Origin of the sequence: Nocardia arseniciresistens, from assembly GCF_046764875.1 — a bacterium.
In the GTDB taxonomy this organism is placed as follows: domain Bacteria; phylum Actinomycetota; class Actinomycetes; order Mycobacteriales; family Mycobacteriaceae; genus Nocardia; species Nocardia arseniciresistens.
Genome location: NZ_JBKORD010000002.1, coordinates 393283 through 419257, shown reverse-complemented (window position 1 = coordinate 419257; position 25975 = coordinate 393283). Strand labels below are relative to the sequence as shown.

General features: G+C 65.8%; 22 protein-coding genes. 5 read left to right on the top strand and 17 right to left on the bottom strand.

The features are described 5' to 3' along the window. Window positions 1–3: 3 nt before the first annotated feature. From ACLMAJ_RS05510 to ACLMAJ_RS05480, 7 genes are read right to left on the bottom strand one after another with little or no spacing between them, the layout of a single operon-like run. Window positions 4–1359 carry a glycosyl hydrolase family 28-related protein gene (locus tag ACLMAJ_RS05510; RefSeq protein WP_412012373.1) on the bottom strand — a complete coding sequence of 452 codons (1356 nt, stop codon included), beginning with the start codon at window positions 1357–1359 and terminating at the stop codon, window positions 4–6. A gap of 2 nt (window positions 1360–1361) precedes the next feature. Beyond that, window positions 1362–2639 carry a tyrosine-protein kinase domain-containing protein gene (locus ACLMAJ_RS05505; RefSeq protein ID WP_412012372.1) on the bottom strand — a complete coding sequence of 426 codons (1278 nt, stop codon included), beginning with the start codon at window positions 2637–2639 and terminating at the stop codon, window positions 1362–1364. Beyond that, complete coding sequence (locus ACLMAJ_RS05500; protein ID WP_412012371.1) at window positions 2630–4027, bottom strand: hypothetical protein; 1398 nt, start codon at window positions 4025–4027, stop codon at window positions 2630–2632. The genes ACLMAJ_RS05505 and ACLMAJ_RS05500 overlap by 10 nt, the downstream gene beginning before the upstream one ends. Before the next feature lie 2 nt (window positions 4028–4029). Beyond that, window positions 4030–5127, bottom strand: a complete 1098-nt coding sequence (locus tag ACLMAJ_RS05495; protein WP_412012370.1) for a CgeB family protein — start codon at window positions 5125–5127, stop codon at window positions 4030–4032. Next, on the bottom strand, window positions 5124–6515 hold the full coding sequence (locus ACLMAJ_RS05490; protein ID WP_412012369.1) for a lipopolysaccharide biosynthesis protein: 1392 nt from the start codon (window positions 6513–6515) through the stop codon (window positions 5124–5126). Before ACLMAJ_RS05490 ends, ACLMAJ_RS05495 begins: the two co-directional genes overlap by 4 nt. After that, entirely contained in the window at window positions 6508–7716 is a 1209-nt protein-coding gene (locus ACLMAJ_RS05485) for a glycosyltransferase family 4 protein (RefSeq protein WP_412012368.1), read from the bottom strand. Before ACLMAJ_RS05485 ends, ACLMAJ_RS05490 begins: the two co-directional genes overlap by 8 nt. After that, a complete protein-coding gene (locus tag ACLMAJ_RS05480; protein ID WP_412012520.1) occupies window positions 7713–8825 on the bottom strand; it encodes a glycosyltransferase family 4 protein in 1113 nt (370 codons plus the stop codon). The genes ACLMAJ_RS05485 and ACLMAJ_RS05480 overlap by 4 nt, the downstream gene beginning before the upstream one ends. A 416-nt stretch (window positions 8826–9241) precedes the next feature. On the opposite strand from ACLMAJ_RS05480, the gene ACLMAJ_RS05475 reads away from it, so the two are divergent. Together ACLMAJ_RS05475 and ACLMAJ_RS05470 are read left to right on the top strand one after the other, a co-directional pair. Then, window positions 9242–10651 (top strand): polysaccharide pyruvyl transferase family protein, encoded by a 1410-nt coding sequence (locus ACLMAJ_RS05475; protein ID WP_412012367.1) that lies wholly within the window; start codon window positions 9242–9244, stop codon window positions 10649–10651. Between the two features lie 12 nt (window positions 10652–10663). Continuing rightward, window positions 10664–11497, top strand: coding sequence for a glycosyltransferase family 2 protein (locus ACLMAJ_RS05470; protein ID WP_412012366.1), 834 nt, complete (start codon window positions 10664–10666; stop codon window positions 11495–11497). An 81-nt stretch (window positions 11498–11578) separates the two neighbouring features. On the opposite strand, the gene ACLMAJ_RS05465 is transcribed toward ACLMAJ_RS05470, so the two are convergent. Beyond that, window positions 11579–12217 carry an MspA family porin gene (locus tag ACLMAJ_RS05465; protein ID WP_412012365.1) on the bottom strand — a complete coding sequence of 213 codons (639 nt, stop codon included), beginning with the start codon at window positions 12215–12217 and terminating at the stop codon, window positions 11579–11581. 184 nt (window positions 12218–12401) lie between these two features. Beyond that, on the bottom strand, window positions 12402–13505 hold the full coding sequence (locus ACLMAJ_RS05460; RefSeq protein ID WP_412012364.1) for a class I SAM-dependent methyltransferase: 1104 nt from the start codon (window positions 13503–13505) through the stop codon (window positions 12402–12404). A 29-nt stretch (window positions 13506–13534) separates the two neighbouring features. Between ACLMAJ_RS05460 and rfbC the strand changes: the two genes are divergently transcribed. Next, a complete protein-coding gene (gene rfbC, locus ACLMAJ_RS05455) occupies window positions 13535–14089 on the top strand; it encodes a dTDP-4-dehydrorhamnose 3,5-epimerase (protein WP_412012363.1) in 555 nt (184 codons plus the stop codon). Here rfbC and ACLMAJ_RS05450 read toward each other — a convergent pair. Genes ACLMAJ_RS05450 through ACLMAJ_RS05435 form a run of 4 tightly spaced genes read right to left on the bottom strand, consistent with a single transcriptional unit; the run spans window position 14073 to window position 17819 of the window. Then, window positions 14073–15116, bottom strand: a complete 1044-nt coding sequence (locus ACLMAJ_RS05450) for an NAD-dependent epimerase/dehydratase family protein (RefSeq protein WP_412012362.1) — start codon at window positions 15114–15116, stop codon at window positions 14073–14075. The genes rfbC and ACLMAJ_RS05450 overlap by 17 nt on opposite strands. Window positions 15117–15118: 2 nt before the next feature. Next, window positions 15119–15769 (bottom strand): PIG-L deacetylase family protein, encoded by a 651-nt coding sequence (locus tag ACLMAJ_RS05445; protein ID WP_412012361.1) that lies wholly within the window; start codon window positions 15767–15769, stop codon window positions 15119–15121. Continuing rightward, window positions 15766–16548 carry a sugar phosphate nucleotidyltransferase gene (locus ACLMAJ_RS05440; protein ID WP_412012360.1) on the bottom strand — a complete coding sequence of 261 codons (783 nt, stop codon included), beginning with the start codon at window positions 16546–16548 and terminating at the stop codon, window positions 15766–15768. Before ACLMAJ_RS05440 ends, ACLMAJ_RS05445 begins: the two co-directional genes overlap by 4 nt. Next, entirely contained in the window at window positions 16545–17819 is a 1275-nt protein-coding gene (locus ACLMAJ_RS05435) for a methyltransferase domain-containing protein (protein WP_412012359.1), read from the bottom strand. The genes ACLMAJ_RS05440 and ACLMAJ_RS05435 overlap by 4 nt, the downstream gene beginning before the upstream one ends. 488 nt (window positions 17820–18307) lie before the next feature. Here ACLMAJ_RS05435 and ACLMAJ_RS05430 point away from each other — a divergent pair, with 488 nt between their 5' ends. After that, window positions 18308–19813, top strand: coding sequence for a sugar transferase (locus tag ACLMAJ_RS05430; RefSeq protein WP_412012358.1), 1506 nt, complete (start codon window positions 18308–18310; stop codon window positions 19811–19813). 67 nt (window positions 19814–19880) lie between these two features. On the opposite strand, the gene ACLMAJ_RS05425 is transcribed toward ACLMAJ_RS05430, so the two are convergent. Next, window positions 19881–21326, bottom strand: a complete 1446-nt coding sequence (locus tag ACLMAJ_RS05425; RefSeq protein ID WP_412012519.1) for a threonine/serine exporter family protein — start codon at window positions 21324–21326, stop codon at window positions 19881–19883. 253 nt (window positions 21327–21579) lie between these two features. Here ACLMAJ_RS05425 and ACLMAJ_RS05420 point away from each other — a divergent pair, with 253 nt between their 5' ends. Next, window positions 21580–22434 (top strand): TIGR03619 family F420-dependent LLM class oxidoreductase, encoded by an 855-nt coding sequence (locus tag ACLMAJ_RS05420; RefSeq protein WP_412012518.1) that lies wholly within the window; start codon window positions 21580–21582, stop codon window positions 22432–22434. 164 nt (window positions 22435–22598) lie between these two features. Here the strand turns inward: ACLMAJ_RS05420 and ACLMAJ_RS05415 are convergent, their stop codons facing one another. From ACLMAJ_RS05415 to ACLMAJ_RS05405, 3 genes are read right to left on the bottom strand one after another with little or no spacing between them, the layout of a single operon-like run. After that, window positions 22599–24233: an ABC transporter permease gene (locus ACLMAJ_RS05415; protein ID WP_412012357.1), complete on the bottom strand. Its 1635-nt coding sequence runs from the start codon at window positions 24231–24233 to the stop codon at window positions 22599–22601. Beyond that, a complete protein-coding gene (locus ACLMAJ_RS05410; protein ID WP_412012356.1) occupies window positions 24230–25189 on the bottom strand; it encodes an ABC transporter ATP-binding protein in 960 nt (319 codons plus the stop codon). Before ACLMAJ_RS05410 ends, ACLMAJ_RS05415 begins: the two co-directional genes overlap by 4 nt. Then, the gene (locus ACLMAJ_RS05405; protein WP_412012355.1) at window positions 25189–25824 is read right to left on the bottom strand and encodes a TetR/AcrR family transcriptional regulator; all 636 of its coding nucleotides are present in this window, start codon (window positions 25822–25824) and stop codon (window positions 25189–25191) included. Before ACLMAJ_RS05405 ends, ACLMAJ_RS05410 begins: the two co-directional genes overlap by 1 nt. Between the last annotated feature and the right edge of the window lie 151 nt (window positions 25825–25975).

Genomic DNA, 25975 nt, shown 5'->3' with positions numbered 1-25975 from the left:
GGCTCACTCCCTGGGGCGCTGACTGCCGAGCGAGCTTGTTTTCACTGCACCGTCGGTAGCGACCGAGAGTCGCCAGTAGCCGCCCGCCGGGTCCTTGAGCACAATCCCGCTCTCTGGATGATCGGAAAGCCATGCGCCACTGGACAGTACGGCCGAGCGCACCGCTCCGTCGGCGGTCTGGGCCTGGAAGATGTCGGTATCGCCGCGCCCGGCCCTTCCGACGATCGTTCCGGTGAATCGAGGAGAGTGCACGCTGTTGCGGCCCATCACGTGCCAGGCGTCGGGAAACATCGCCGGGTTCAGCTCATCGGTGGAACCGGAGATCAGGTTGATGGCGGTGCCCTCGGGGCAGCCCGTGGGGTCGATGCGCAGCTCGATCGGCGGCTTGTCGAGGTCGGCGTCGAATTGCACATTTGTGAGATAGGGCTGACGGCAATAGACAAGGTCGATGCCGACTGTGCGGGCGGCGACCTTGCAGTTGATCATGCCGAACTGCGCGGGTCCGCCGCGATCACGCTGGCCGACCGATAGCGCGATGTCCGCGCCCTCGAACCAGACATTGGTCAGCCACCAGTCGTTGGCCGCACCGTCGATGGCGATGTGCTTGTCGGTGGTGCGCGGGTCGTTGTCGGAGACGAACTCGACGTTCGTCATGGCCAATCCGGCATTGTGGTCGCTGCCGGTGCCGAGCACTCCGATGTAGTTGCTGGTCAGCTTGGAGGAGGTGACGTAGTTCTGGATGCACGAGGTGACGATGCCGACACCGAAATTGTTGATGTCGCAGTTGATGAATGCGGTACCGCCGGTGTTGTTTTCGAGGACGACGCCGCGCTGTTCCAGATACCTCGGGTGGTTGTCGCTGAGATGGTTGCCGCGGATCACCACCGCGTCGAACGAGCAGCGGAAGCACTCCGAAAGCACGACGGCGGTGGAATGCGCCCCCGCCATGAAGATGCCGAGGCGAGCGAAACGGACTCGGTTGCGCTTGCTGAGGTTGATCAGTGTGGTGTCGGTGTCGCAGACGATGATCGATACGTCCGCACCATCGCCGAGAACCGTTGCATAGTCCGACATTTCCGGCCAGGACCGCACCATGTAGTGCCCGGCGGGCAGATACAGCACCAGTGCGGTGTTGCCGACCGCGGCCGCCGCGGCGAAGGCCGCGGTGTCGTCGGCGACGCCGTCACCCACCGCGCCGAAGTCACGGACATTACGCGCGGCGGGTGCGTCGGTGACATTCGGCGAGCGGTAGGGGGTGGCGGGAACATCGGAGGAGGCACATGCCGCGAGCGGAAGTGCCGCGGCGGCCCCCAGCGACGCGGCGAGCAGTCGTCGTCGACCGACGGCGTCCTTGGGCATTCCTACGGCCTCCCCATCAGTCGCTGCAGCCAGCTACTCGGAACGCTGTGGGCGACAACGCCGGTGAGCGGGGCGTCACCGTAGGTGGCGAGCGCACCGCGAACCTGCGCGGAGGAGGTGGTACCGAGCTGTGCGACGGCGAGAGTCTGTTCGAACAGCGGAGCAATCGCGATGGCGTCGGCCGCGTGGGTAATCGGGGCCGCCTGCACGATGACGTGATCGAAATCGGTGCGCAGTTTAGCGATCACGGCCGAGAACCGGTCGGAGGCAAGCAGATCGGAGGTCTGTGGGTCGGCGTCGCCGAGCGGCAACACGGTGACGCCGGTCTGCTGCCACCAGGTCAGCGCCTCCGAGACCTGAGCTGAGCCGCGCAGTACGCGAGCCAACCCGGGGGATTGCTCCGAGTTGTAGGGTTGTGAGCGTCCGGCATGCGACGTGTCGGCATCGATGAGCACCACATGGCGGCCGGTGTCGGCGAATGCCTTCGCCAGTGCCATGGTGACCTCGGACTCCGACTTGGCCGACAGACTGGTCAGCATGATCGTGGCCGCCTCGCCTTTGCGCAGCAGCCGGGTACGCAGCCTTCGGGTTTCGTCGTCGGCGCCGGGGCGGCCGGAGTCGATGATGGCGAGAATGGGCACCGGGAGCACAGCCTCGAGATCGTTGGACGTACGCAGCCTGCGGTCGGTGCGGTCGCGGGTGTAGGCGGCCAGGCAGCCGAGGCCGAGACCGGCGAGCACCCCGAGTGCGAGCAGCCGGGTGTTCTGCGGACCGGTCGGTTCAGTGGGTACCTCGGCGCGATCGATGACCTCGACGCGCGCCGCGGGGGCCGCGCCGACCTCGATGGTTTCGAGCTCGCCGATGAGGCGCCGGAATTGGGCGACAACGGTGTTGGCGATATCGCGTGCGCGCACCGGATTGCTGTCGTTGACCGTGATGATGATCATCGTGGTCGCCGGCGGCGAGGTTGCGGTGATCTTGCCCTGGACATCACCGATGGACATCTTCAGTCCGAGGTCATCGATGGTGCGTTTGGCGAGTGTCGCGCTGGCGGCCAGATCGACATAGGAGCGCACGCGCTGCTGGGCCGCAAGGCCGCCCTGATACGAATCGTTCACCGAGGTTCCGGTGGCCATCGACACATACATACTGCTGGAGGCGGCATAGGTGGTCGGCAGGCTTTGCGCATAGCCCGCCGCCGCGAGAACGCACACAAGCAGCACACCGGCAATGATCAGCCAGCGCCTGCGCGCGATGTGCCAATAGTCGATCAAACCCATTGCCCGGATCCTCTTTTCGCGATGAATACTGGTGTTGCCTGTGGTGGTGCGAGCGGCGTCGGCCCGGGCAGGGCGCGTCGCCGATACTCTTTGACCACCAGATAGATGAGCCATGCGAGCACGGCGGACTGCACGAACTTGCCGAGGGCTTCCATGCTGCCGAGGATCCCGCGCTCGAACAGCGCGGAAGCGCCGGTCATGGCAAGGCCGAGCACCACGATGGGGAAGTAACGCGAGTGCAGCGACTTGGCCCACGCCAGCAGCAGCACGAAGGTAAAGGCGACCGAGACCACCACGCCCGTGTAGCCGCCGAGGACGTAGCCCTCATTGACATTGCCTTCGGCCAGTGACACCGAGACAGTGGTCATATCCACCGAGGAGCCGCGAACGTCGTTGGCCCAAGCGGTACCGGACTGGAACTTCTGGACGCCGAGCAACTGGGTCGGAATGAGGGTCAGTGCGGCGTGCTGGATTACCTCGCCGGGCGCGACCCAGAAGCCCGGGCCGTGATAGTAGGCGTCAGTGGCGGCCTCGAGCAAGTCGAAGCGGCGCAGGATACTGAGAAACGGCTGGACCGTCGGCGGATAACTCGAATTGGCAAGTGCCGATTCACTTTTCGCGAATTCCGTAGATTTGAACGACTGTAACCAGCCGAAGCCGCCGATGCCGAGCACCGCGATCACCATCACTCCGACGGCCTTGCCCTTTGTCCACCCGACGATCGCGAACCGGACCGCCACCGCGAGCGCTGCGCCGAGAATGGGGGTCTTGGATTCGGTGACCACGGTCCATCCCAGCTCCATAACCAGTAGTCCGCCGAGCAGCAGCACCGTAGTCGCCTGTCGCGCGGGCCTTGCGAAGATGATCAGCCCGAGCGCGGCCACCGTGCCGAGAATGGCGACGAAGTTGAGAATCGGGTTGGCGCTGTCGACATCGCCAGCCTTGCCGGTGGCGCCCGCCGCCATCGTCGCGCCGCGTCCGAAGACACCCACGACGTAGATGGCGGTAAGGGCGGGGATGAAGTCCGGGTCGGCGACGATCGCGGGTTCGCGCGCGACGCCGACTGCCGAGGATCGCCGACGCGACCAGATCGCGTACCCGACGATGAGCACCGCGTATACCCACATGCCGAACACCACGTGCCGCAGGACCAGCGCGATGATGTCGTCGTAGCCGTATTCGGCGAGCCGGGGGTCGGGCACGTTGTCGCCGTAGTGCGGATCGGGTTTGACCACCAGCAGGACGACCGGGCGAGCGACATACGACAGTGACCAGAAGGCGGCCTGCGCGATCACGAATACCCGCGTGACACCGGGAACCCACGCTGCCGCTACCACCAGCGTGGCCAGCGCGCACACGATCAACGCGATCTCGGTATAGGCACTCACGACTATGCCTCGTCGGCGCGGCGCCGCGCGTTACCGACAAGTGTCGTGTTGTGACCTGTGCGCGGGGTATCACCGACGGGCGAGGCGCGCGCGGGTCGTTCGATCGAGGCGATGATTTCGCGTGCCCTGTCGACATACCGGTGGCCGTCCTCGACGATCCGGCGGTGGCCGGCCGCCGCGACCGCCGCCGCCTGCTCCGGATGGGTCGCGCACCACGTCAAGATCTCGTGCAGCTCGGCCGATTCGGTGAACAGGAAACATTCGACCGTGTCGCGCAGTAACTCGGCATGCTCGTCGGTGCGCTGGCCGACGAACAGGCCACCCGCCGCGGGCACTTCGAAACTTCGACAGGTGTGGGTATCGCGGTTGTCGGAGTTGAGCAGCACCAGATTGGCGGTGACATCGGCGATCACCGCCGAATAGTGCTGCCCGTACACCGGTCCGGCCACCACCGCGCCGGTGGCGCGCAGTTCGGGGACCCGACGCCAGCCAGGGCCCCGGACCAGCATCCGGTCACCGTAGGTGCGGGCGAGTGCGACCATGTCGTCGCGACGGTCGGGGCGACAGACGCCGATGAAGCCGACGAGGAATTGCCCGGCGCCGCGGCGCGCGGCGGGATGATGCCAGGCCGGGTCGTAGGCGCTGCGCACGAAACTCACCGCACGGGCGCCACGATCGCGCAGCTCTGCGACGTTGTGCTGTTTGGTGGTGACGATCAGGTCCCATTTCGATTCGTGCGCGAGATATTCGGGGCTGATGTTCTCGGGATTGGCGACGTCGTCGGGGCTGTAGTGCACATGCAGACGGGCGGGAGTGTCCAGCAGCCGCTGCTGGTCGAGGTGTACGGATTTGAAGGCGAACAGTATATCCGGCCGGAAATCGGCTGCGGCACGGTCGATCTCGGCGTGCACCCGCTCGACCGCCCATGGCGCGCGCCGGTGGGTGGCCTTGGCGTAGACCCAGGGTGGTGACAGTCGGGTCGGCAGGGTGACCGGGGTGGAGTCGATCACGACGACCTCGTGCCCGGCCTGCCGGAATCCGTCGGCAAGTGAGCGGGCGTTGCTGCCGATCCAATCGTCACCGACGTACAGGATTTTCACGACCGTCTCTCCTCACGCATGAGCACGACCGCCGGAGCTCCGGCGGCCGCGAGCGCGCGCTCGCGGGTGATGAGGGCGCGGATGCGCGCCAGATACCAGAGCGCGACCGTCCATTCGACGATCACACTGCCGTAGACCAGCGTCCACACCGAGTGCGTGCGGAAGGCGATGACCAGCGCGACGGCCGCGATGCATGTCCCGAGAATCGCGCCGATCAGCACGCCGGTGGTGTCCTGGCGGACCGGAAGCAAGGCGGTGGTGATGAAGGAAGTGATGGTGGTGGCGGGCAGCATGAAGACCTCGACGCGCAATAGCCCGACTGCCGAGGCGAACTCGTCGCCGAAAACCAGATGGATCAGTGTGGGCGCGGCCAGCCACACGGCGATGACGGCGATGCAGGCCAGACACACGCAGGCCGAGAGTGCCTGTAGCGCGCGCCGCCAGAACCCCGACTCGGCGCTGCGCTTGGCCATCCGCGGCAGCAACGCGAAACCGATGGGGTCCAGCGTGGATTGGATGGCGCGCACCAGCCGGTCGCCCGCGGAATACAGGCCGAGGGAGACCGCGTCCAGTACCGCGGCGTACACCGCGGCGGCGCCCTGGCCGTAGGTGGTGACCAACAGGCGTGAGGCGAAAACCGGCGCACCGGTGCGCAGTACCTCGCGGAAGTGCCGTGGCCGCGAGGGGGGACCGAAGGTCCGCAGTGAGTCCCACCAGGTGAGAATCACGGTGGGAATGGACGAGACGAGCAGGCACAGCATCGCGATCTCGGCACTGGGAATTCGCGGCAATACGACCACGAGCAGTACGAGATAGCCGACCCGCCCGACCGCCTGATAGGCGGTGGACGAGCCGAATCTGCCCTGCCCGATCAGCAGCCAATCCTCGGAGACCGACCAGAACCCACCCGCGAAGAGTCCGAGCAGCAGCATTTCCACTTGATCCGACGCGCCCGCCGCCAGGCTGATCAGCAGGGTAGCGCCGACGAGACCGAGGATCGCCGAGCGGATGGCGAGGTAGTCACCGCGCAGTTGATTGATGTGCGCGGTGCGTTCGCGGTCGTGTGCGTCGTGAACGCGCGCGGCGAGGAAGGAGGTGATGCCGAGATCGACGAGCAGCGATCCGATGAAGTACGACGACATGCCGATCGCGAGCAGGCCGAGGCCGTGTGCGCCGAGCACCCTGGCGATCAGTGGCACGGTCACCAGGGTGATGACGTACTGCCCGTATTTGCCGAAGGTGACCAGGCCGATATCGCGCAGCACCGCGACGATGCCCTGCGAGCGGTGCGCGCCGCCGCCGTTGCCGCCGCCGTGTTTGCGGTGGGCGCCTGGCGTTCGCTGGTTGGTCGGCAGGGATTGGTCCTCGCCTTCTTCGCGCTCAGACATGCGGGTTCCGTTCGACACTCGGAGTCCGTTTTTCCGGATTCTGGTGTCCCGCAGCGTCGGTGCGTCGGGTGAGGGTGTCGAGGAAATCGGCGACGGTGCGCGCCGATTCGTCGACATCGAAATGCCGGGCGCGTGCCCGGCCCGCAGCCGAAAGGCGGGTACGCAGGTCGGGATTCTCGATGAGGGTGTCGAGCGCGGCGGTGAGTTGCTTTTCGTCGCCGCCGTCCACGAGCAGTCCGCTGACGCCCGGCTCGACGATCTCGGCCGGGCCGCCCGGACCTGTGGCGATAACCGCGCAGCCCGCGTGCATGCCCTCCACGACGACCTGGCCGAACGGCTCGGGCAGGACCGAGCAGTGCACCAGGATGTCCGCGTCGTGCAGGTGGGGGTTGGGGTCCTCGACGTGCCCGGTGAAGGTCACCGGCAGCGCGAGGTCGTGCGCGAGTTGTTCCAATTCGGCGCGGTAGGGCTCTTCGTCGAAGAAGGTGCCGCCGATCAGAAGGATCCGGCGCGGGCGCACTTTCGCGGCGGCCGCGGCGCGCAGCAGCACGTCCTGGCCTTTCCACGGGCTGAGTCTGCCGACGACGGCGACCACCGTTTCCTCGGGCTCGCGCTGGTCGCCGCAGTGCTCCGGGGTGGTATCGGTGCCGAATTCGACTCCGGGATAGGCGACGATCGCGGGACTACGTCCGGTACGGAGTGTCGCCAATGTTGTTTTGCTATTAGCGATATAGCCGGCGGCAACCAGTCGTCCGAGAGTGTGCAGAACGAGGGTCGGCACCCGGCCGAAGTAGTCGGCGGCGATGCGGTCGTGCACCTGCCAGACCAGCGGAATGCCCGCGCGGCGCGCGGCGACCGCGCCCATCACCAGTGCTTTGCTGCTCTCGGCGACCAGCACTTCGGTCCCCGTGCTTTTCGCGGTCGCGCCGATTGTCCAGCCGAGACGTAGCAGGGCGAGGAATCCGGCGAGCAGGCGGAAGGGACCGGATCCGATGGTCATGGCGCGGCTGTCGAATCCGCTTTGCAGCACGCGGGTTTCGATCCCGCGCGCTCGCATGCGCTCGACCATCGGGCCATCCTCCGTGAATATCGCCGTGACCTCGGTGCGCCCGAGCTCCCGCAACGCGGCCAGCAGCCGCAGTGTGGCGAGTTCGGCGCCGGAGGGTGCGGCGGTGTGCGCGAGGAAGAGGGCTTTCGTCAATGCGTTAATTCCTCGTACATCGCTGAATGCCGCGCCGCTGTGACATCCCACGAGAAAGTTTCTGCGTGCGATCGACATTCGGCAGGGGAGGGTAGAATGCCGCGCAGCGCTGCGGTGATTCGGTCGCCGAGCGCGTCGGCGTCGCCCGCGGGCACGATCAACGAGGGGTCGAGTCCCTGTACCGAATCCGGGAGTCCGCCGCAGTCGGTCACGATGGGCGCGCGGCCCGCGGCGAGCGATTCCAACGCGATCAGGCCGAATCCTTCCAGGGCGATAGTCGGGACGACGGTCAGTTCGGCCTGCTCGTAGAGTTCGGTGAGTCGCGTGTCGTCGATGTGACCGGCGAAGACGATGGATTCGGCGGCCTTGCTGTCCAGCGCGGCGGCCTGTGCGCGCAATTCTTGCTCCGCCGTTCCTGTTCCGACGAGTACGAGACGGGCATCGGGATGTTGGTCGAGGACCTCTGGCCAGCAGCGCAGCAGATTGGCTATGCCCATGCGGCGTTCGAGCCTGCGTACACACAGCACGGTGCGCCGCGCGGGCCCGGTGACGGAACTATCGGCAGCCGGTATCGGTGTCGCGCGGAAGCGGCTCAGATCGACACCGGGAGCGATGACCGATATCCGCTCGGCGGGCACCCGATAGTCGTTGCTGAGCACATCGCGAAAGTGGTTGGACAGCACGACGAATCGGTCGGCTCCGGCATACCGCAGGCGCTCTACCAGGTATTTCGCCCTCGCGCCGAGTTCGCTCTGACCGGTGAGCCTGCTCTCGGCGGCCCAGGGACCGTGGAAGTGCACGACCAGCGGCAATCGTCCGCGCCGATCGATCGCGGCGGGTCCGTACAGACAGAAGTGCCGGTCGAGCACCGTCGCTCGACGCAGTTCGGCGCGGTCGAAGAAGGCCGTGCGCGCGCGACGCAGGGTGGATCCGCCGAGCGGACCCCAGGATCGGGCCCCGAGGAGGCTCTCGGCGGAATCCGCGGACACCGCGCCGAAGGCCGTGGCGGACACGGTGACATTCGGTTGTCGGGTGAGTGCGTCGAACAGGTCGGTGAAATACCGATTGAGTCCGCCGGGCGCTGCCGCAAACCACTCGGACCCTGTCATATGTACGCGGAGCGGCCCAGTCGGTGCCGTCACCGTTGCCCCCTGTTGCTGGCGATCTTGATCCGAGCCCCTCTGACGAACTCGGTTTCCGCGCAACATCCTAGGTGACTTCGGGCATCGCGGGCACCCGAAGTAGATCTACCAGCGGCGGGAGCAGTCTTGTGTCAGCGACCGACGAGCGGAGGACCGAGCTCGGTGAGATGTTTGCTGGCGCAGCGGCTCAAAAGCCGGTATCGATCCGCGGATGAACCATTGGGCATGCGGTGCGCTCGAACCCGCCGCCTCCAGCAGGGCATCAACTGCGGTGTTGCCCGCTTCGTCGGCGCCTTCCATGGTGGGCCAGATCGAAGTTCGTCCGCACGTATGTCACATCTGGCCGCGCCCACCGCGGGTACGGTAGATTTCACAGCGAGTTCGTGTTCGGCACGAACCGACCCGCGGGGCGCTGGCGGGAGGACAACACAGTGGGGTCCGAGCATTCGGTTGCAGATCGTTCCGGTATCGACCAACAAGATATTCGAGTACTTGTCGAGAATGGCGAGTACTGGCTCCGTAATCGTGGCGACGTCGCCATGATGACCGTTACCGTCGAGCGGCTGCGAGAACGCTGGCCGCATGCGCGCATCGGCGTGCTGACCCATCAACCCGCTGTACTCCAGGCATTGCTGCCCGAAGTGGAACCGATCTGCGGACCCGAGTGGTGCTGGGGTTCGGGCAGTTGGCAGGGGCGGCTTTCCCGAACGGCGGGAACAAAACTCTTCGGCCCCGCGGCGTTACGCTGGCGCGCCGCGACCGACGGTCCGAAAGACCGGCTGCGCGCCCTGCGTTCCAGCGCGCGCACCCACTGTGCTCCAGATGAGTTGGGTGCCGAGGCCGCCGACGAGGGATTTCCTGTCGAGATCCCGGCCGCGATCGCACAGTCGTCGCTTGTGCTCGCGCTCGGCGGCGGCTACATGACCGACGTGGACCGCTATCAGGCCAATCGCACCATCAACCTGCTCGAACGCGCTCAGATGCTTGGTATTCCGACTGCGATGGTCGGCCAGGGTTTGGGGCCGCTGCGCGATCCAGTGCTGCTGCGCCGTGCCACCGAGGTGCTGCCGTCCGCCGATTTCATCGCGCTGCGCGAAGGCCGCCGCGGCCCGGATCTACTGACCGGATTCGGTGTCGAGCCGAGTCGGGTCATGATCACCGGCGACGACGCGGTCGAATTCGGCTACCGGCGGCGCGGCGCGCGGATCGGGACCGATATCGGGCTGTGTCTGCGGGTGGCCGACTATTCGAAGGTCACCGCGGCCGCCCAGACGACGCTCGGCAGGGTGGTCCGGGACCGGGCCGTCGAGCGCGATGCGGGGGTGGTGCCACTGATCATCTCCGAATACGCCTCGGAGGATCGGCTGGGGACCATGCCGTTGCTGGCCGGTGCGGCCAGGACGGTGTCGCCGGTCGGACGTGGCGGAACCGCGCACGATGTGGCACGCCAGGTCGCCGGATGCAGGCTCCTTGTAACGAGTGCCTACCATCTAGCGGTATTCGCACTGTCGCAAGGCATTCCTGCGGTCGGAATTACCGCCTCGGAGTACTACGACGACAAGTTCCACGGACTGGCCCAAATGTTCGGTACCGGGTTGCGAGTGGTACATCTGAACGACGCCGCGCTCGAGGACAATCTCGGTCGCGCGATCCAGGAGGTATGGGACGATGCGCCGGCTGTCCGTGATCCATTGCGGCAGAAGGCTGTCGAGCAGATCGACGCTAGTCGAGCCGGCTTGGAGCGAGTGTTCCGGTTGGTCGAGAGCGGCCCGGTGCGCCGGGCAACCGTCTAGGGGGTACCTGTCATGACAACGTTGTCGGTGTGTGTTCCGGCGTATAACTCCGCGCGCACGCTCGCGGCGACGCTGCGCTCGGTGCTCGAACAGGAGGTGGATTTCGAGCTCCTCGTACTGGACAACGCGAGCACCGACGCCACCTCCGAGATCGCGCACTCCTTCGACGATCCGCGCATCCGGGTGATCCGCAATGATTCGGTGCTGCCGATCGGCGACAACTGGAACACCGTGATCAGGGCCTCGACCGGGAAGCTCGTGAAGGTGGTCTGCGCCGACGATGTGCTGCGACCCGGCGCGCTGAGCGCACAGTTGGCGGTAATGGCCGACGCGTCGATCGCGATCTGTGCCAGCCGGTTCGAGGTGATCGACGAGGCCGGGGAGATCCTGGAAACCGATCTCGGGCTCGCCGGTTTGGAGGGCAGACAGTCCGCCCGCGCGCTGGCCCGCACAATCGTGCGCCGCGGCCCCGCCGACTTCGGGCCGACCGCGGCGGCGATGTTCCACCGCGAGCATTTCGACCTCGTCGGCGGCCTGCGCGGGGATCTGGTGTTTCCGATGGATGTCGACCTGTTCGCGCGGGTGTCGTCGTTCGGTGTGTTCTACGGCATGCCCGAAATCACTGCCGCATGGCGGAATTCATCGTTCAATCTGTGCAGCAGCACCTCGACGGTGAGCAAGCTCACCGATATGTTGCGCTTCCACCACCGCCTCGCGGGTGACTACCCGGAACTGGTGAAGACCGCAGATGTGCTGGCCGGTGATGCCCGGCTGGCGAGGGCGGCGCTGCAACGGTTGCGGATCCGGACCGTCGCGACCGTGCGGCACCGTCCCGATCTACTCTGAATCCCCCCCATACGCTGAATCCGGGTTCGACGACGAACGTGGCGTCCGCTGCGGTGGACACCACGTTCGTTGTTTCGGAGCTCAGATCGTCCAGAGCCTGCCGTAAGTGACAACGGTGTCGCCGCTGGAGCTGACCACCCGGACGAACGGACGGATGTTGGTCGGGCCGAGCACACCGGTGACGGTGCCGTGAAATCCGGACATGCGGATGAATCCCGAAGAACCGGAGACCTCGCCGCCCGCGCATTCGACCGTCTGGATGCCGGGACCTGGACCGACCTCGAGCTGGATTCCGCCGCGCGGGACGAGGTCGTTGAGGTGGAGCCCGGGGTTGAACCCGCCCAGATCGATGCCGACCCCCGGTGACAACCATTCGAATCGCAGTTTGCCGCTGAAGGTGGCCGGGAATCCGACCTGGTAGCCGACGGTGATATGGCCGGTCCAGCCCTCGGCGTTCGGGCCGGAGATCCGGAACGCCGCCTCGCCGTTGTGGTACCACTCACGGGTGAATGGGTTGCCGTCCAGCGGTGGCACGAAATCTATTCGAGTATCTTGCTGTATTGCTTCGACCACGCGGTCGCCATGGTCGACGACTTGGTTGCTGCTGTCGATAGCGGCGCTCGCGATGCCCCCATTCGCGAAGATCAAGCCGGTCGCGACAGCCGAGGCCATCGCGAAAGAACGCACACTTCGACTACCGAAATTGGTAGTTTCCTTCATCAGATTTACCCCTTTGATTCCCCCACACTGCCGAGTGCACTGCCGCACTCGGCGCCCGACCCCCCGGCTGTGGGGACTAAAGCCTTCAATCGTCCGGGGTGGGCTGGTGGCGGTAAATAAACTTCAACTACATTGCGGTATTCCGGCAACACTCAGGTTGCGGCAGCGAATTCAATGCAACATCTCACCATCCTTCCGAGGGGCCGGCGGGGTCGTCGAGTACCCAGCGTCCATCCAGCTCGGGGAACCCGGCCCGAACCTCGGGCAGGAGATCGCGCAGCGTCAGCAGCACCGAATCTGGTTGGGCCGCGACGAGTTCGGCGGGTGAGATGATCGGGATGTCGGTGCCGGGCATCCGGCGTCCGTGTTTGGTCGGCGAGGCGTCGGCCACCGCCGCGACGAGTCCACGGTGCAGCCCCGCCAGGCTGAACAATGCCACCGCGCGGGAGGCGGCGCCGTACGCGTACACCCGTTGCCTGCGGGCGGCGGCCGCTTCGAGCCACTCCCGCAACGATGCGGCATGCCGATCGGTCGTGTGCTGGAGCCGTCGCAGCGCAGCAACATCGGTGTGCTCCGACTCGGCGGCGAGGACCGTACGCACCGTCTGATCCGGTTCGACCTCGCCGTGTACGGCACCGACCAATACGGTCCCGCCGTACAGGTCGAATTCCCATACCGTGGCCACGCTCATACCGGCGAGTGTGAGCAATCGACTCAGGGCCGCCAGCGAATAGTAGGCAAAGTGTCCGTGTCTCAGCGCGTTCCACTGACCCGCCGATGCGATGGCGGCCAGCGAGTGGTACTGGATCAGCAGCAGACCGTCGGGTGCGGTGGCCGCGGCCCGTTCCTTGAATGCCGCGGCCTGATCCGGCTCATGCATGATGCCGAAGCAGTCGAGCACGATATCGGCGGGTCCGGCGTCGGTACGGAAACCGCGTTCGGCGAGCAGCGGCAGCCAGGTACCGCCGTGCGGGCTGCCGAACTCGCGCACGGTGGTACCGCGCAGCAGACCCGCCATCGCGACCCGCTCGACCGCGTCCGCGGCCTGATCGCGCAGTGCCCGCGGTTCTACCCCGCGTGGCTCCTCGGCGCGGGTGTCGTCATCGGCCAACTGGGCGAGCCCGCACGCCGCGCACGCGTCCATCCGGAGCGGGTGCACGTTCTCTCGGGCGCCGATCGCCGCGCCGGCCTCGGGGAAATAATCGGCGGCGGGCACCGTGCCGAGATCCAGAACCGTTGTCAGCCGGTTGCTCCCGCAGCCGCGACAACGCCCCCGGTCGGGATTCACGACGCCCGCATTCGTGACACCATGGCCTCGTGCGTATCGAGCCGACCGAACTCGCCGATGTCCTTGTCCTGGTACCCGAGCCGTTTCGTGACGAACGCGGGCTTTTCACCAGGACTTTCGATGCCGAGGAGTTCGAAGCCGAGCTGGGTGTTCCCGGCGCCGCTGCCTCGTTTCGTCAGGACTCGCAGTCGCGTTCGACGCGCGGGGTGATCCGAGGCATGCACGGGCGCAGCGGGCGTGGGGAGGCGAAGCTCGTGCGCTGCGCGAACGGCGCGGTGCACGACGTGCTCGTCGATATTCGGCCGTCGTCGCCGAGCTTCGGGCGGCAGCAGGCGTTCCTGCTCGACGACAACGAGTTCCGGCACCTGTACGTGCCGCCCGGCTTTCTGCACGGTTTCCAGGCGCTCACCGCGACGGCCGACGTGTGCTATCGCATCGACCGCCCGCACGATCCGACCGAGGACATCGGCGTCGCCTACGACGACCCGGACCTGGCGATCACCTGGCCATTGCCGGTCACCGTCGTGTCCGCTCGGGACCGCGCCGCAGGCAGTTGGCAGCAGCTGATCACGCGGGCGCAGTGACACCGGCGCCAACGATCCGACGCATTGATTCATCGAGAATCCCCGCATCGCGGAGCTTTTCCAGGTGCGGCAGTCTGGTGAACCGATGGAAAAAGTCGTCACTGGTGAGTCCCCTGGCCGTGTACTCCTGGTAGAGCTCTTGCGCGCCCGCCGGAACGCTCCATGCGGCGCGGAAGCCGATGGCTTCGCGTGCGGCGGAGAAGTCAACGCGATAAGAACGCGGGTCCGCTCCACTTTCCCCGGTGATGTTGAGCCGCGAACCCGGGACCGCGTCTACCACGGCCCGCGCGATGTCCGCGACGGTCAGGTTATTGGCCTCGGTGCCGATGTTGAACGCTCGGCAGTGAATCGACTCGGTCGGCGCTGCGAGACAGGTCGCGAAGGCCGAAGCGATGTCGGCGGCGTGCACCAACGGCCGCCACGGTGTTCCGTCGGACAGGACCTTGACCTCGCTGGTCAGCACCGCGTATCCGACCAGATTGTTCAGCACGATGTCCGCGCGCAGCCGCGGCGAGAAGCCGAATGCCGTGGCGTTGCGCAGGAATACCGGCGTGAAGTCGGCGTCGGCGAGCGCGACGACATCGTCCTCGACGCGCACCTTGCTCTCCGCGTAGGGCGTGATCGGCTTCAGCGGTGCGTCCTCGGTGACAAGGTCCTCGCCCGCCGCGCCGTACACCGAGCAGGTCGAGGCGTACAGGAAGCGTCGTACGCCTGCCTCCTTCGCGAGCCTGGCCAGCCGGACCGACGCGTGATGATTGATGTCGTAGGTGATCTCCGGATGCAATGCTCCGAGTGGATCGTTCGACAGTGCGGCCAGGTGGATCACCGCGTCGAAACCGGCGAGTTGCTCGACGGTCACATCGCGTAGATCGACCGCGATGCCGGGAGGATCGCCGGGCAGCTTGCCGAGGACGCAGTCGGCGAAGAACCCGGAATCGAGTCCGACCACGTCATGTCCTTCGGCGCGTAGCACCGGCACCATGACGGTCCCGAGATATCCCTGATGTCCGGTGACCAGAACTCGCATATTCATTTCCCTCCCAAATCGAGGACAACCTTGTCGATCATGAATGCCTCGGCATATTCGGCTCGACACTGCACACCGCGCAACCGGGCCAGGCCGGTGAACGCCTGCTCGTCGAACCAGTCACGGCCGGCCTGCGACGGATAGTGCTTCAGCAGCAGCCGGGACTTCGCCTCGATGAATTCCGTGGTGACCTGGTGGAATACGGTGGGCTGCGGGGTATCGGTCTCCCACTTGATGATCTCGTATCCGAGGATCAGGTGGTTGCGGAACTCGGTGGGGACCAGTTCCGCGAGCAGTCGATGGTCCTGGTGGGCATCCCCGCGCTGTGGCGCGAAGACAAGCTCCGGGTCCGACGTGCCGCGAAAGCGTTGCAGCGCGTTCTTGATCCGGTCCCAATGCGCGGGCGCCCTGCCGTCGGGGACATCGAGCACGGTGAGATCGAGGTCGGCATTCGGGCAGAAGTCGGCGAGGGCGGTCTGCTCCTCGTACTCCCGTTCACTGCCGCCGCCGGAGATCACCAGGGCGCGTACCCGCAGGCCGGGATGCTTGTCGGCCAGCGCAAGCAGGGTAGCGCCCATGCCGATGGCAATGTCGTCGCAATGTGCGCCGAGCACGGCGATTTCGGTGAGTGGCGATGTGGTGAGGGCGATCATGCCGGCTGCTTCTCCCAGACCATCCACGGACGAATGCCGGTGCGGTAGCCGGCGTCGAGCTCGGCGCGCTCCTTGAAGGTGTCGGCGGGCTTCCAGAAACCGTCGTGCTGATAACCGAACAGCCTGCCCTGTCCCGCGAGCGCGCCGCAGGCGTCCTCGACCAGATCGCCGCCGGGCGGCAGCAGGTCGAGGACCTCCTGGGTGAGTACGAAGTAGCCGCCGTTCTCCCAGATCGGCATCCTCGAGACCGGCATGATCGCCTTGACCTCGCCGTTGGGCTCCACGTCGACACAGTGGAACGACGACTGCGGCGGCACGACCATCATCGACGCGGCCGCGCCGGAGGCGGTGAACTTCTCGATCATCTCGTCCAGTGGCGCATCGGTGAGGACATCGGCGTAGTTGGCGAGGAAGGTCTTTTCACCCTCGAGATAGGGGCGCACCCGGCGCAGCCGTTCGCCGATGGCGGACTGGACTCCGGTGTCGACGAAGGTGATCGACCAGTCGCTGATATCGCTGTGTAGCAATTCGACTCGGCCGTCGCGGATCACGAAGTCGTTGGATACCGACTCCTGGTAGTTGAGGAAGAAGTTCTTGATGTGCTGGGCGCCGTAGCCGAGGCACAGGATGAAATCCTTGTGCCCGAAGTGTGCGTAGTAGCGCATCACATGCCACAGCAGCGGTCGGGGACCGACCATCTGCATCGGCTTCGGGATGACGTCGTCGGTGCCGTCACGCATCCGCATGCCGTAGCCGCCACAGAACAGCACAACTTTCATCGCGCAGGCCTTTCGATGTTTTGATTGCTCAGATCGGCGCCGTTGTCGAGATCGGCGATGTGCAGGGTCGGCAGTGGGTAGACCAGGTGGGCGCCCCATTCGGCGATGTGGCTCAACTGCGCGGTGATCTCGGCTTCGAGGTTCCACGGCAGGACCAGCACGACATCGGGCCGATCGGCGTCGATCCGCTCGGGTGCGTGGATCGCGATCCTGGTGCCCGGCGTGAATTTCCCGTGCTTGTACGGGTTTCGGTCGACCGTATAGTTCAGCAGGTCAGACCGGATGCCGCAATAGTTGAGCAGCGTGTTGCCCTTGCCCGGTGCGCCGTAGCCGACGACCCGCTTACCCGCGGCGCGCTGCTCGAGCAGGAAGCGAAGCAGCTCCTGGCGCACCGCGTCGGCACGGGGTTGCAGGTCGCGGTAGCCCTCGACGTCATGAAGGCCTGCGGCTTGCTCGGTTCGCAGCACCTCGATCATCCGTTCGCTCGGTGCGCCGGCGACCGCTTCGGGCCGGGCCCACAGCCGAATCGAGCCGCCGTGTGTGGCAAGCAGTTCGACGTCGACCACCGTCAATCCGGCACTGGCCAGCGCCCGCTGGGCCGAGAGCACCGTGTAGTACTGGAAGTGTTCGTGGTAGATCGTGTCGAACTGCCCGAGCCGCATCAGGTTCAGCGCATGGTGCACCTCGATGGACAGCCAGCCGTCCTCGGCCAGGAGTTCGCGCAGCCCTCGGGTGAATCCGCGCAGGTCGGGGACGTGCGCGTAGACGTTGTTGGCGACGACGAGGTTCGCGGGCCCGTGCTGGGCGCGAATCTTCGCGGCGGTTTCTTCGTCGAGGAAGGCGGTTTCGGTGGGAACCCCCGCCAGCCGGGCGGCGGCGCCGACATTGACCGATGGCTCGATTCCGAGACACCGGATGCCCGCGGCCACCGCGTGTTGCAGCAGGTAGCCGTCGTTGCTCGCGGCCTCGACTACGAACGATTCCGGTCCGAGGCCGAGCTTTTCGATAGCTTGCAGAATGAAAACCTCGGCATGCTTGACCCAGCTGTCGGAATACGAGGCGAAGTAGGCATATTCGGTGAATGTTTCCTCGGGCGTGATCAATGCCGGAATCTGCAGCAGGAGGCAGTCGTCACACAAACGCAGGTGCAGTGGGTAGGTTGGTTCCGGAAGATCGAGTTCGTCTGCGCCGAGAAATTTCTCGCAGGGCGGGGTCGCGCCGAGATCGAGAACGCTTGATAGACGATAGGAATCACACAGTCGACAACGCATGCAGGCCCCACTTCTGCGACTAGTTCGATCGCCCGGCGCATTACCGGCACGCCCTGACGTCGGCATGATCCCGTGAGACGTTACAACAAATCGCCTGCGTGGCGATCTTGAAACCGACCGCGCAGTAGCGGTTTCCGGACGCAATTCGGAGCCTAATGGCCGGTAGCATTCTGTTGGTTACCTGAATTACCGGGGGTAATAACCCAATTATGGAGTTCGGCTATCAGTATTGCAGGTGCGTCACCTGCTGAGTTATCGCGGTGATGGCTATCGAACGAGCAGAGGAGAACCGGCCGACCCTCTGTTGGCTATCCCGTGGAACACTTTGTGGCCCTTGTGATTCGATATGTGAAACAGATTGTGTTCTGTAACAATCAGCTTCTGATCAACGACTGATGGAACACCGCAGGCGGTCAGGCTGAGCCGAGGGACCGATCGATGTAGATCGGGGGCAATCGACTTCTCTCCCAGGGGGAGGTGCATTATCCATGAGCTTCGAGCTCACCGATGGCGACGATCTGGACGTGTCCGGACCGCCGCTGACCTTGCCGCGCTCGGAACGTGAGCGGTGGCAGGCCGAGTACTTGCGGCGCTTGGCCGCAACAGATTTGGTGGTGATCGCCGTCGCCGTCGGTTTGGCGCAGGGTATCCGCTTCGGCGGACCTGTCGCGCCGCCGCTGGCTTGGCCGATGCCCTACGAGGTCGGCTACGGCGTGGTCTCGACGACCCTCGCGCTGGCATGGGCAACTTTCCTTGCCGTGTGCAACACCCGATCGCCGCAAGTCGTCGGCAACGGCTCCGAAGAATATCGGCGCCTGGTCTCGGCGACAATGCGGCTGTTCGGGTTCCTCGCCATCGCGTCATTGATCTTCCAGATCGAGTTCGCGCGCGGATATCTGGCGATCGCATTGCCGCTGGGCCTGCTCGGGCTGATGTTCAGCAGGTTGATGTGGCGACTGCACGCGCGTGCACGCCGCGGCTCGGGCGAGTACCGGACATCGGTGCTGGTAGTCGGTGGTGCCGAGGCGGCGCAGGCGATGGCGACGGCGTTCTCGCGCGATCCGGATTCCGGGTATCAGGTCGTCGGCGTGTGCATTCCGGATGGCGTCGAGGGAAACATCGCGCACCACGATGCATCGAGCCGGTTTTCGGTGGTCGGTGACGATCGGTCGGTCCTGGAGGCGGTGCGCCGCAGCGGTGCCGACACCGTCGCGGTCACCGCGACCGATCATCTCGGGCCGATCGAACTGCGGCGCATGGCCTGGGAACTCGACACGATCGGGGTGGAGCTCATCGTGGCTCCCGGTGTCGTGGATATCGCGGGCACTCGCCTGACAAACCGTCAGGTCGCGGGTGTTCCGATGCTGCACATCGCGAAGCCGCAATACGACAGGGCCAAGTCGACGGGCAAGGCGGTGTTCGACATTTGCTTCGCGGGCACTGTGCTGCTTGCCATCGCGCCGGTGCTGCTCGCCATCGCGCTGGCGGTCAAGCTGACGAGCTCGGGGCCGGTGTTCTACCTGTCGGAGCGAATCGGGCGCGGCGGCAAACCGTTCCAGATGATCAAGTTCCGCAGCATGTATGTCGACGCCGACAGCAACGTCGCCGCACTCATCGAGCGCAATGGCGGCAACCCGGTGTTCTTCAAAATGAAGGACGATCCGCGCATCACTCCGATCGGGCGAGTCATTCGCAAGTTCAGCCTCGATGAGCTGCCGCAATTCCTGAACGTGCTCGGTGGGCAGATGAGCGTGGTCGGGCCACGGCCGCAGGTACAGCGCGAAGTGGACTCCTACGACGGCAACATGCGGCGCAGGCTGCTGGTGAAGCCGGGTGTCACCGGGTTGTGGCAGGTCAGCGGGCGGTCGGATCTGTCGCTGGAAGATTCGGTGCGACTGGATCTTTCCTACGTCGAGAACTGGTCGATGGTGCTGGATCTGCTGCTCATCGCCAAGACCATCGGCGCTGTGGCTCGCGGCGAAGGCGCGTACTGAAGCTCCGAGGCGGGACGCTCGAGATCGTCGAGGAGAGGTACGTCCGAATTGGTACGACGGTACCGGTTCACCGCGGCGATCGCACGGAGTCCCGCAACGCAGCGCGCAATCCTCTGTCGGCACGTCGGCGGCGCACAATCGGCCTGCGCAGTGAACCGAAGCGGCTCAGGATCCGCGGCCTGCGTACCGTCCGGTCGAACCATTCGCCGAGCGTGACGCCCGCGGCCAGTGCGCAGCCGACGCCGATGGCCGCCAGCAACTGGTTGGCTCCGATCAGCAACTCGTCGTTGAGTAGCGCGTAGAGGCCGCGGTACACCTTGAGGCCGGGAAGCAGCGGCGTGATGCCCGCGACCGCGACGACAAGCGGCGGCGTCAGTGCCCGGCGTGCCATCAGACCACCGGCCAGGCCGACCAGTGTCGCGGCGACGCCGGAGGAGACGACCGGTCCGAACCCGGTCTGCTGCACGAGCAGGAAGCAGACGGTGCCCGCGGCGCCACTGATCGCGGCCGCGGCCAGCGCACGGCGCTCGGCATAACAGGCCAACGCGAAGGCCAGCGCCGCTACCGCGCCCGCGACCACCTTGACCGCGAGGTCGGTGATGTCGCGGCTGGCTAGATAGACCGGCGGCACCGTGGCGCCGACGAGATCGCCGATCCGCAACGCGACCGCGATGCCGGCGATGATGGCACCGGTCATCATCACGACCTCGAGCATGCGCGCGGATGCGGTGATCGGTGCGCCGGTGATGCCGTCCTGAACCGCGCCGACCAACTGTAAACCACTGAGCAGCACCGTGATTCCGGCCGCGATGATCAGTGTCGGGTCGACATCGATGTCCATCGGACCCGCCAATGTGGCCAGTGCGATCGCCGGAGTGGCCGCGATGGCGCCGCCGACCATGTGCTGGAAGAAGAACGGCAGGCCGAACCGATTGAGCACCCGGTTGACCCGGTCGATCGCCAAGGTGGTCGCGAAGCTGATCGCGGCGACCAGCGTGCCACCGCCGAGCAGAGCCGCGATGGACGCGGCGAGCAGAGACCAGCCGAAGGTGGCCATCCAGCGGTGATAAGGATGGGGCGCCGAGGTGATCGCATCGAGCGCGGCGCGCGCGTCGTCGGGTGCGACCACTTCGTTGCGGATGCGGCGCGTGAGGCGATCGACCGCGGCGAGCCTGGTGAAATCCAGCGATCGATAATGCACGATGCGCATGGTGCTGGCCGGCGGCAGTTCCGCTCCGCGTTCGGCCCAGATCCTGATCGCGTCGAAGGTGACGTCGATGCTGCAACGCGACAGACCATAGGTGGCGGCGATGAACCGCACCTGGGTGGTCGTGTCGACCACGCCGGTGCCCGATGCCAGCACCACCTCGCCGACCCGGACGGCGAGATCGAGGACCTCCGCGACCCGTGCGTCGTCGGTGAGATCGATCGGCTGAAGTGGGGTCGGCGCGGAGACGATGGTGTCGGCGATGGCCTGCCGGTCGGCGACCAGGCGCCCAATGGCCTGGCTCATCACCGAAATTCGCGGTGCCCGGCGAAACCACGGCGCGCGGCGCTCGTGGAGTTCGCCGATCCGCGGATCGGCGGTGTCTCCTTCCGGAAAAGTGTCAGGACCCATGGACGCGAACATAGTCACTTCAGGGTGGCGCGGTCATCCGGGCTGCTCGTAGCACGTGTGCCAGTACTGCCGCGATAGCGCACGGTCCTTGGTCCTGTCTGGTAAAGGTGGTAGAACTTGTTCTAATTTGGCGATGGGAGTGCGTACGGTGCGGTACGGAATTGTGTTGTTCACCAGTGACAGGGGCATTACGCCCGCCGAAGCGGCCGCCGCCGCCGAACAGGCCGGCTTCGACGCCTTCTACGTGCCGGAACACACGCATATCCCGGTGGTGCGTGCTGCGGCGCATCCGCGCACAGGAGATGCGAGCCTGCCCGACGATCGGTATCTGCGCACGCTCGATCCGTGGGTCGCTCTGGCCACCGCCGCCGCGGTGACCAGCAGGATCACGCTCTCCACCGCGGTGGCGCTGCCTGCTGAGCATCATCCGATCACCCTCGCCAAGACCCTCGCGTCGCTGGATCACCTCTCCGGCGGCCGGGTGAGCCTCGGTGTCGGATTCGGTTGGAACACCGACGAACTTGCCCACCACGGAGTGCCAGCCAACAAGCGGCGCACGGTGCTGCGCGAGCATTTGGACGCGATGCGGGCCATCTGGTCGGAAGAGGAAGCGAGTTTCGCGGGGCAGTTCGTGAATTTCGGGCCGAGCTGGTCGTGGCCGAAGCCGGTACAGAAGCGCATTCCGGTCATCCTCGGCGCGGCGGGTACCGAGCAGTCCTTCACCTGGTTGGCGAAGAATGCCGATGGCTGGCTCACCACGCCGACCGAAGACGGTCTGGATACCAAGATCGAATTGTTGCACCGGGTCTGGCGCGAACACGAGCGGACGGGGACGCCGGAGGTCATCGCGCTCGCCGGGCGCCACGACAGTGACCAGCTCGCGCAATGGGCCGAATGGGGGGTCACCGAGGCAGTTTTCGGAGTGCCGGACCGCGACGCCGACGAAGTGCGCGGCTACCTCACGCGGCTGGCGGGAAAACTCGGCATCGAAGCTGCTCGCTGACCTCACCCGCCATCGCATCGACGAATTCCCCACTCGCCGCACCGCCGGAACCGGTGTACACCATGGAGTCCTCGTCGATTCCCGCGCGTATGGGAGACAGCAACTGTTCAGCCACCGCACGGCGACCCGCCAGGAGTGGGAACTCCTGGCGGGCCGCCGGTTGCTCAGCGCAGGTCGCGGCGGCGGAAGGCGACGATGCCTGCCGCGAGCAACACGGCCGCGATCCCGAGCAGCCACAGCACCGGGGCCACCTGGAAGGCCGCGCCGGGCAGCTTCGGCGGATGGACGAACGGCACCAGGTCGACCATCCACTGGGGCAGACCGTCGAGCGAACCGACGAAGAAGATCACCAGCATGACGCTCAGCACGCCCCAGGCGACCGGGGTGAATCGAGGCGCGATGCCGTAGATGGCCACCGCGATTCCGGTCACGATCCACACCGCGGGCAGCTGGACCAATGCGGCGCCGAGCGAGTCGCCCAGCTTGCCGGCCAGGTCGCCGTCGGTCGCGCCGTAGACGATCCCGAGCGCCGCGCCTGCGATCAGCAGGATTACCGCGGGTCCGAGCAGGGCGAAACCGATGTGGCTGAGCGCGTATCGCGCCCTGCTCACCGATCCGGCCAGGGTGGCCTCGGCGCGTTGGCTTATTTCCTCCTCGTGCAGTCGCAGTACTGCCGAGATGGAGTAGGCCGCCGACGCGATGGCGAGCATGGCGATCGCGAAGGTGATGAAGGAGCTCTGCAGGGCATCGGTGCCGCCGACGCGGGCGAGCATGTCACGGATCGGCTGGCTGTCGTCGAGCATCTCGCCGATACTGTTGATGGCACCGCCCATGAGCAATCCGTAGAGCAGAAAACCGATGGACCAGGCCAGCAGCGTGCCGCGTTGCAGACGCCAAGCCAGTCCGGTCGGACCCGCCAACGCCGTTGCCGCGGTCGGCGGCCCCAACCGTTCGGCGAGTAGACCCGATCCGGTATCACGGTGGCGCAGTAGCGAGTAGGCGGCGATATTCGCCACCACGGCAGCGACAAGCAATGGCACAAGCACCCACCAGCGCTCATCTGCGAAGGGCCGCATATTGATACACCAACCGAGCGGTGAAAACCAGGTCAGCACACCGTTTCCGGCGTCGCCGACCGCCCGCAGCGCGAAGGCCGTGCCGAGCGCGCCGAATGCCACACCGCGGGCGACCCGCGCGCCGGAGCTCACCTGTGCCGCGACCGCCGCGACGCCTGCCCACACCAGGCCGGACGCGGCGAGTGTCGCCCCGTAGGCCAGGGAACCGGCGGCGGACAGGTCAATGCCGTACAGCGCGACGGCACTGAGGATTCCGACGATCAGGCAACCCGCCGTGGTCATCACCATGGCGGCAGTGAGACCCGCGTAGCGGCCGATGCTGGTGGCACCGACCAACTCCGCGCGACCGGTCTCCTCCTCGACCCTGGTGTGCCGGATGACGGTGAGGATGGTCGCGATCGCGACCAACGCGTAGAACGGCCCGGCCTTCCACAGGCCGACCGAGCCGAGATCGGTACTGAATACCGGCCCGTACATGGCGACAAGAGCCGGGCTGTCCGTGATGGACCGCGCGTAATTGTCGAGTTCGGCCTGTGTGTCGTACACGCCCTTGGTGCTCGCGACATAGAAGGCTGGCAGCAGCCCGAAGGCGAGTACCCACAGCGGCAACACGATGCGATCACGGCGCAGATACAGCCGCAGTAGTTGGGCCGTGCCCGCGAAGTCGGCCGACCCGCGCACGGCGGGGGCGGCGTAATGCCTGCCCGCGGCGATGGTGGTCATGCTTGCACCTTCTCCCCGGCATGGTCGGCGCGCTCTGCCCCGGAATGCTTTGCCGTGGAATGAGAGTCGTCCCCATCGACGTGGTAGTGCCGCATGAACAACTCTTCCAGCGTCGGCGGTGCGCTGGTCAGGCTGCGCACTCCGGTGTCGCCGAGTATTCGGATCAGCTCGCCGAGATGTTCGCCCTCCACCTGGCAGTGCAGTGTCGAACCGTCGAGCTCGATGTCCTCGACGCCGGCGATCCGGCTGAGATCGCCTGGGTCGCCGAGCAATTCGGCGGTGATGGCGGTCCGGGAAAGGTGTCGCATATCGGAAAGCGAGCCGGTCTCTACGGTGCGCCCCGCGCGGATGATGGTCACCCGGTCGCAGAGCACCTCCACCTCGGAAAGGATGTGGCTGGACAGTAGAACGGTGGTGCCGCGCTGCTTGGCCTCCTCGACGCATTCGCGAAATACCTGCTCCATCAACGGATCCAGGCCCGAAGTCGGTTCGTCGAGTAGCAGCAGGCGCACGTCGGAGGCGAGCGCGGAGACCAGTGCGACCTTCTGCCGGTTGCCCTTCGAGTAGGTGCGGGCCTTCTTGCGCGGATCGAGGTCGAACCGCTCGATCAGCTCGGCGCGTCGATCGGCGTTGATGCCGCCGCGCATTCTGGCGAGTAGGTCGATGGTCTCGCCGCCGGACAGTGACGGCCATAGCGTGACATCGCCTGGTACGTAGGCGAGTTCGCGGTGTAGAGCGACGGCATCGGTCCACGGATCGCGGCCGAGCAGTTCGGCCCGTCCCGACGTGCTGCGCAGAATGCCGAGCAGCACGCGGATGGTGGTCGACTTGCCCGCCCCGTTGGGGCCGAGGAAGCCATGGATTTCGCCCTCGCTGACAGCGAGATCCAGTCCATCGAGGGCGGCGACGTGGCCGAAGTTCTTGTGCAGATCATGAACTTCGATGATGTCGGACATCAGGTCTCCTTGTTGAGGGTGTCCAAAATCGTTGGGTCGGTGAGCAGGCCCTGTGTGTAGAACTCCAGGGCCGGTGGGGTGAGTTCGTCGGTCAGCTCACGGGTGATCTTGCGGAAGTCGAGCTTTTCGCCCGGTTTCTGGCGCATTTGCACGTAGAGCAAGGTCGCGCCGAGATTGAGCATCATGATGTATCTGGCTCGAGCTGCCGGGTCTCGACTCGGCTTGATGGTGCCCGCGTCGACACCGGCCTGGATGTACACCTCGGCATCGGAAACCATGTGCTCGAAAAGCGATTCGGCCAGTGGTCCGCCCGACTGCAAGCTGCGCACCATGTAGGCGACGAGCGGACCGTATTCCTCGATATCGGCCAGGGCGGCGAGCATGCCCTTCGCGATGTTCGGCCCGGCGATCGTCTTGGCCTTCTCGTCCCTGGTCAGCTGCTGTACCCGCTCATCGCAGGCGGCTCTCAGGCCGTCCTTGGAGCCGAAATGGTGGTTCACCAATCCGGGGGAGACACCGGCGGCGGCGGCGATGACACGGACGCCGACTTGGAATCCGTGCTCACCGAACACCTCGATCGCGGCGTCGCGAATCCGGGCGGCGGTTGTGAGGTCTGAGGTCGTCGTCGGCTTCATGGCGAACCCTACCTCGGCGGGTCTTTGCGATATGGAACTCTGATTAAACGCATGTTCAATACATTAAACGCTCGTTCAACAATCGGCAAGAGGTCGGTCCGGGATGTCGTGTCAACGGTCACGGTTTGCGCGGTCCCGCGCGGGCTAATGT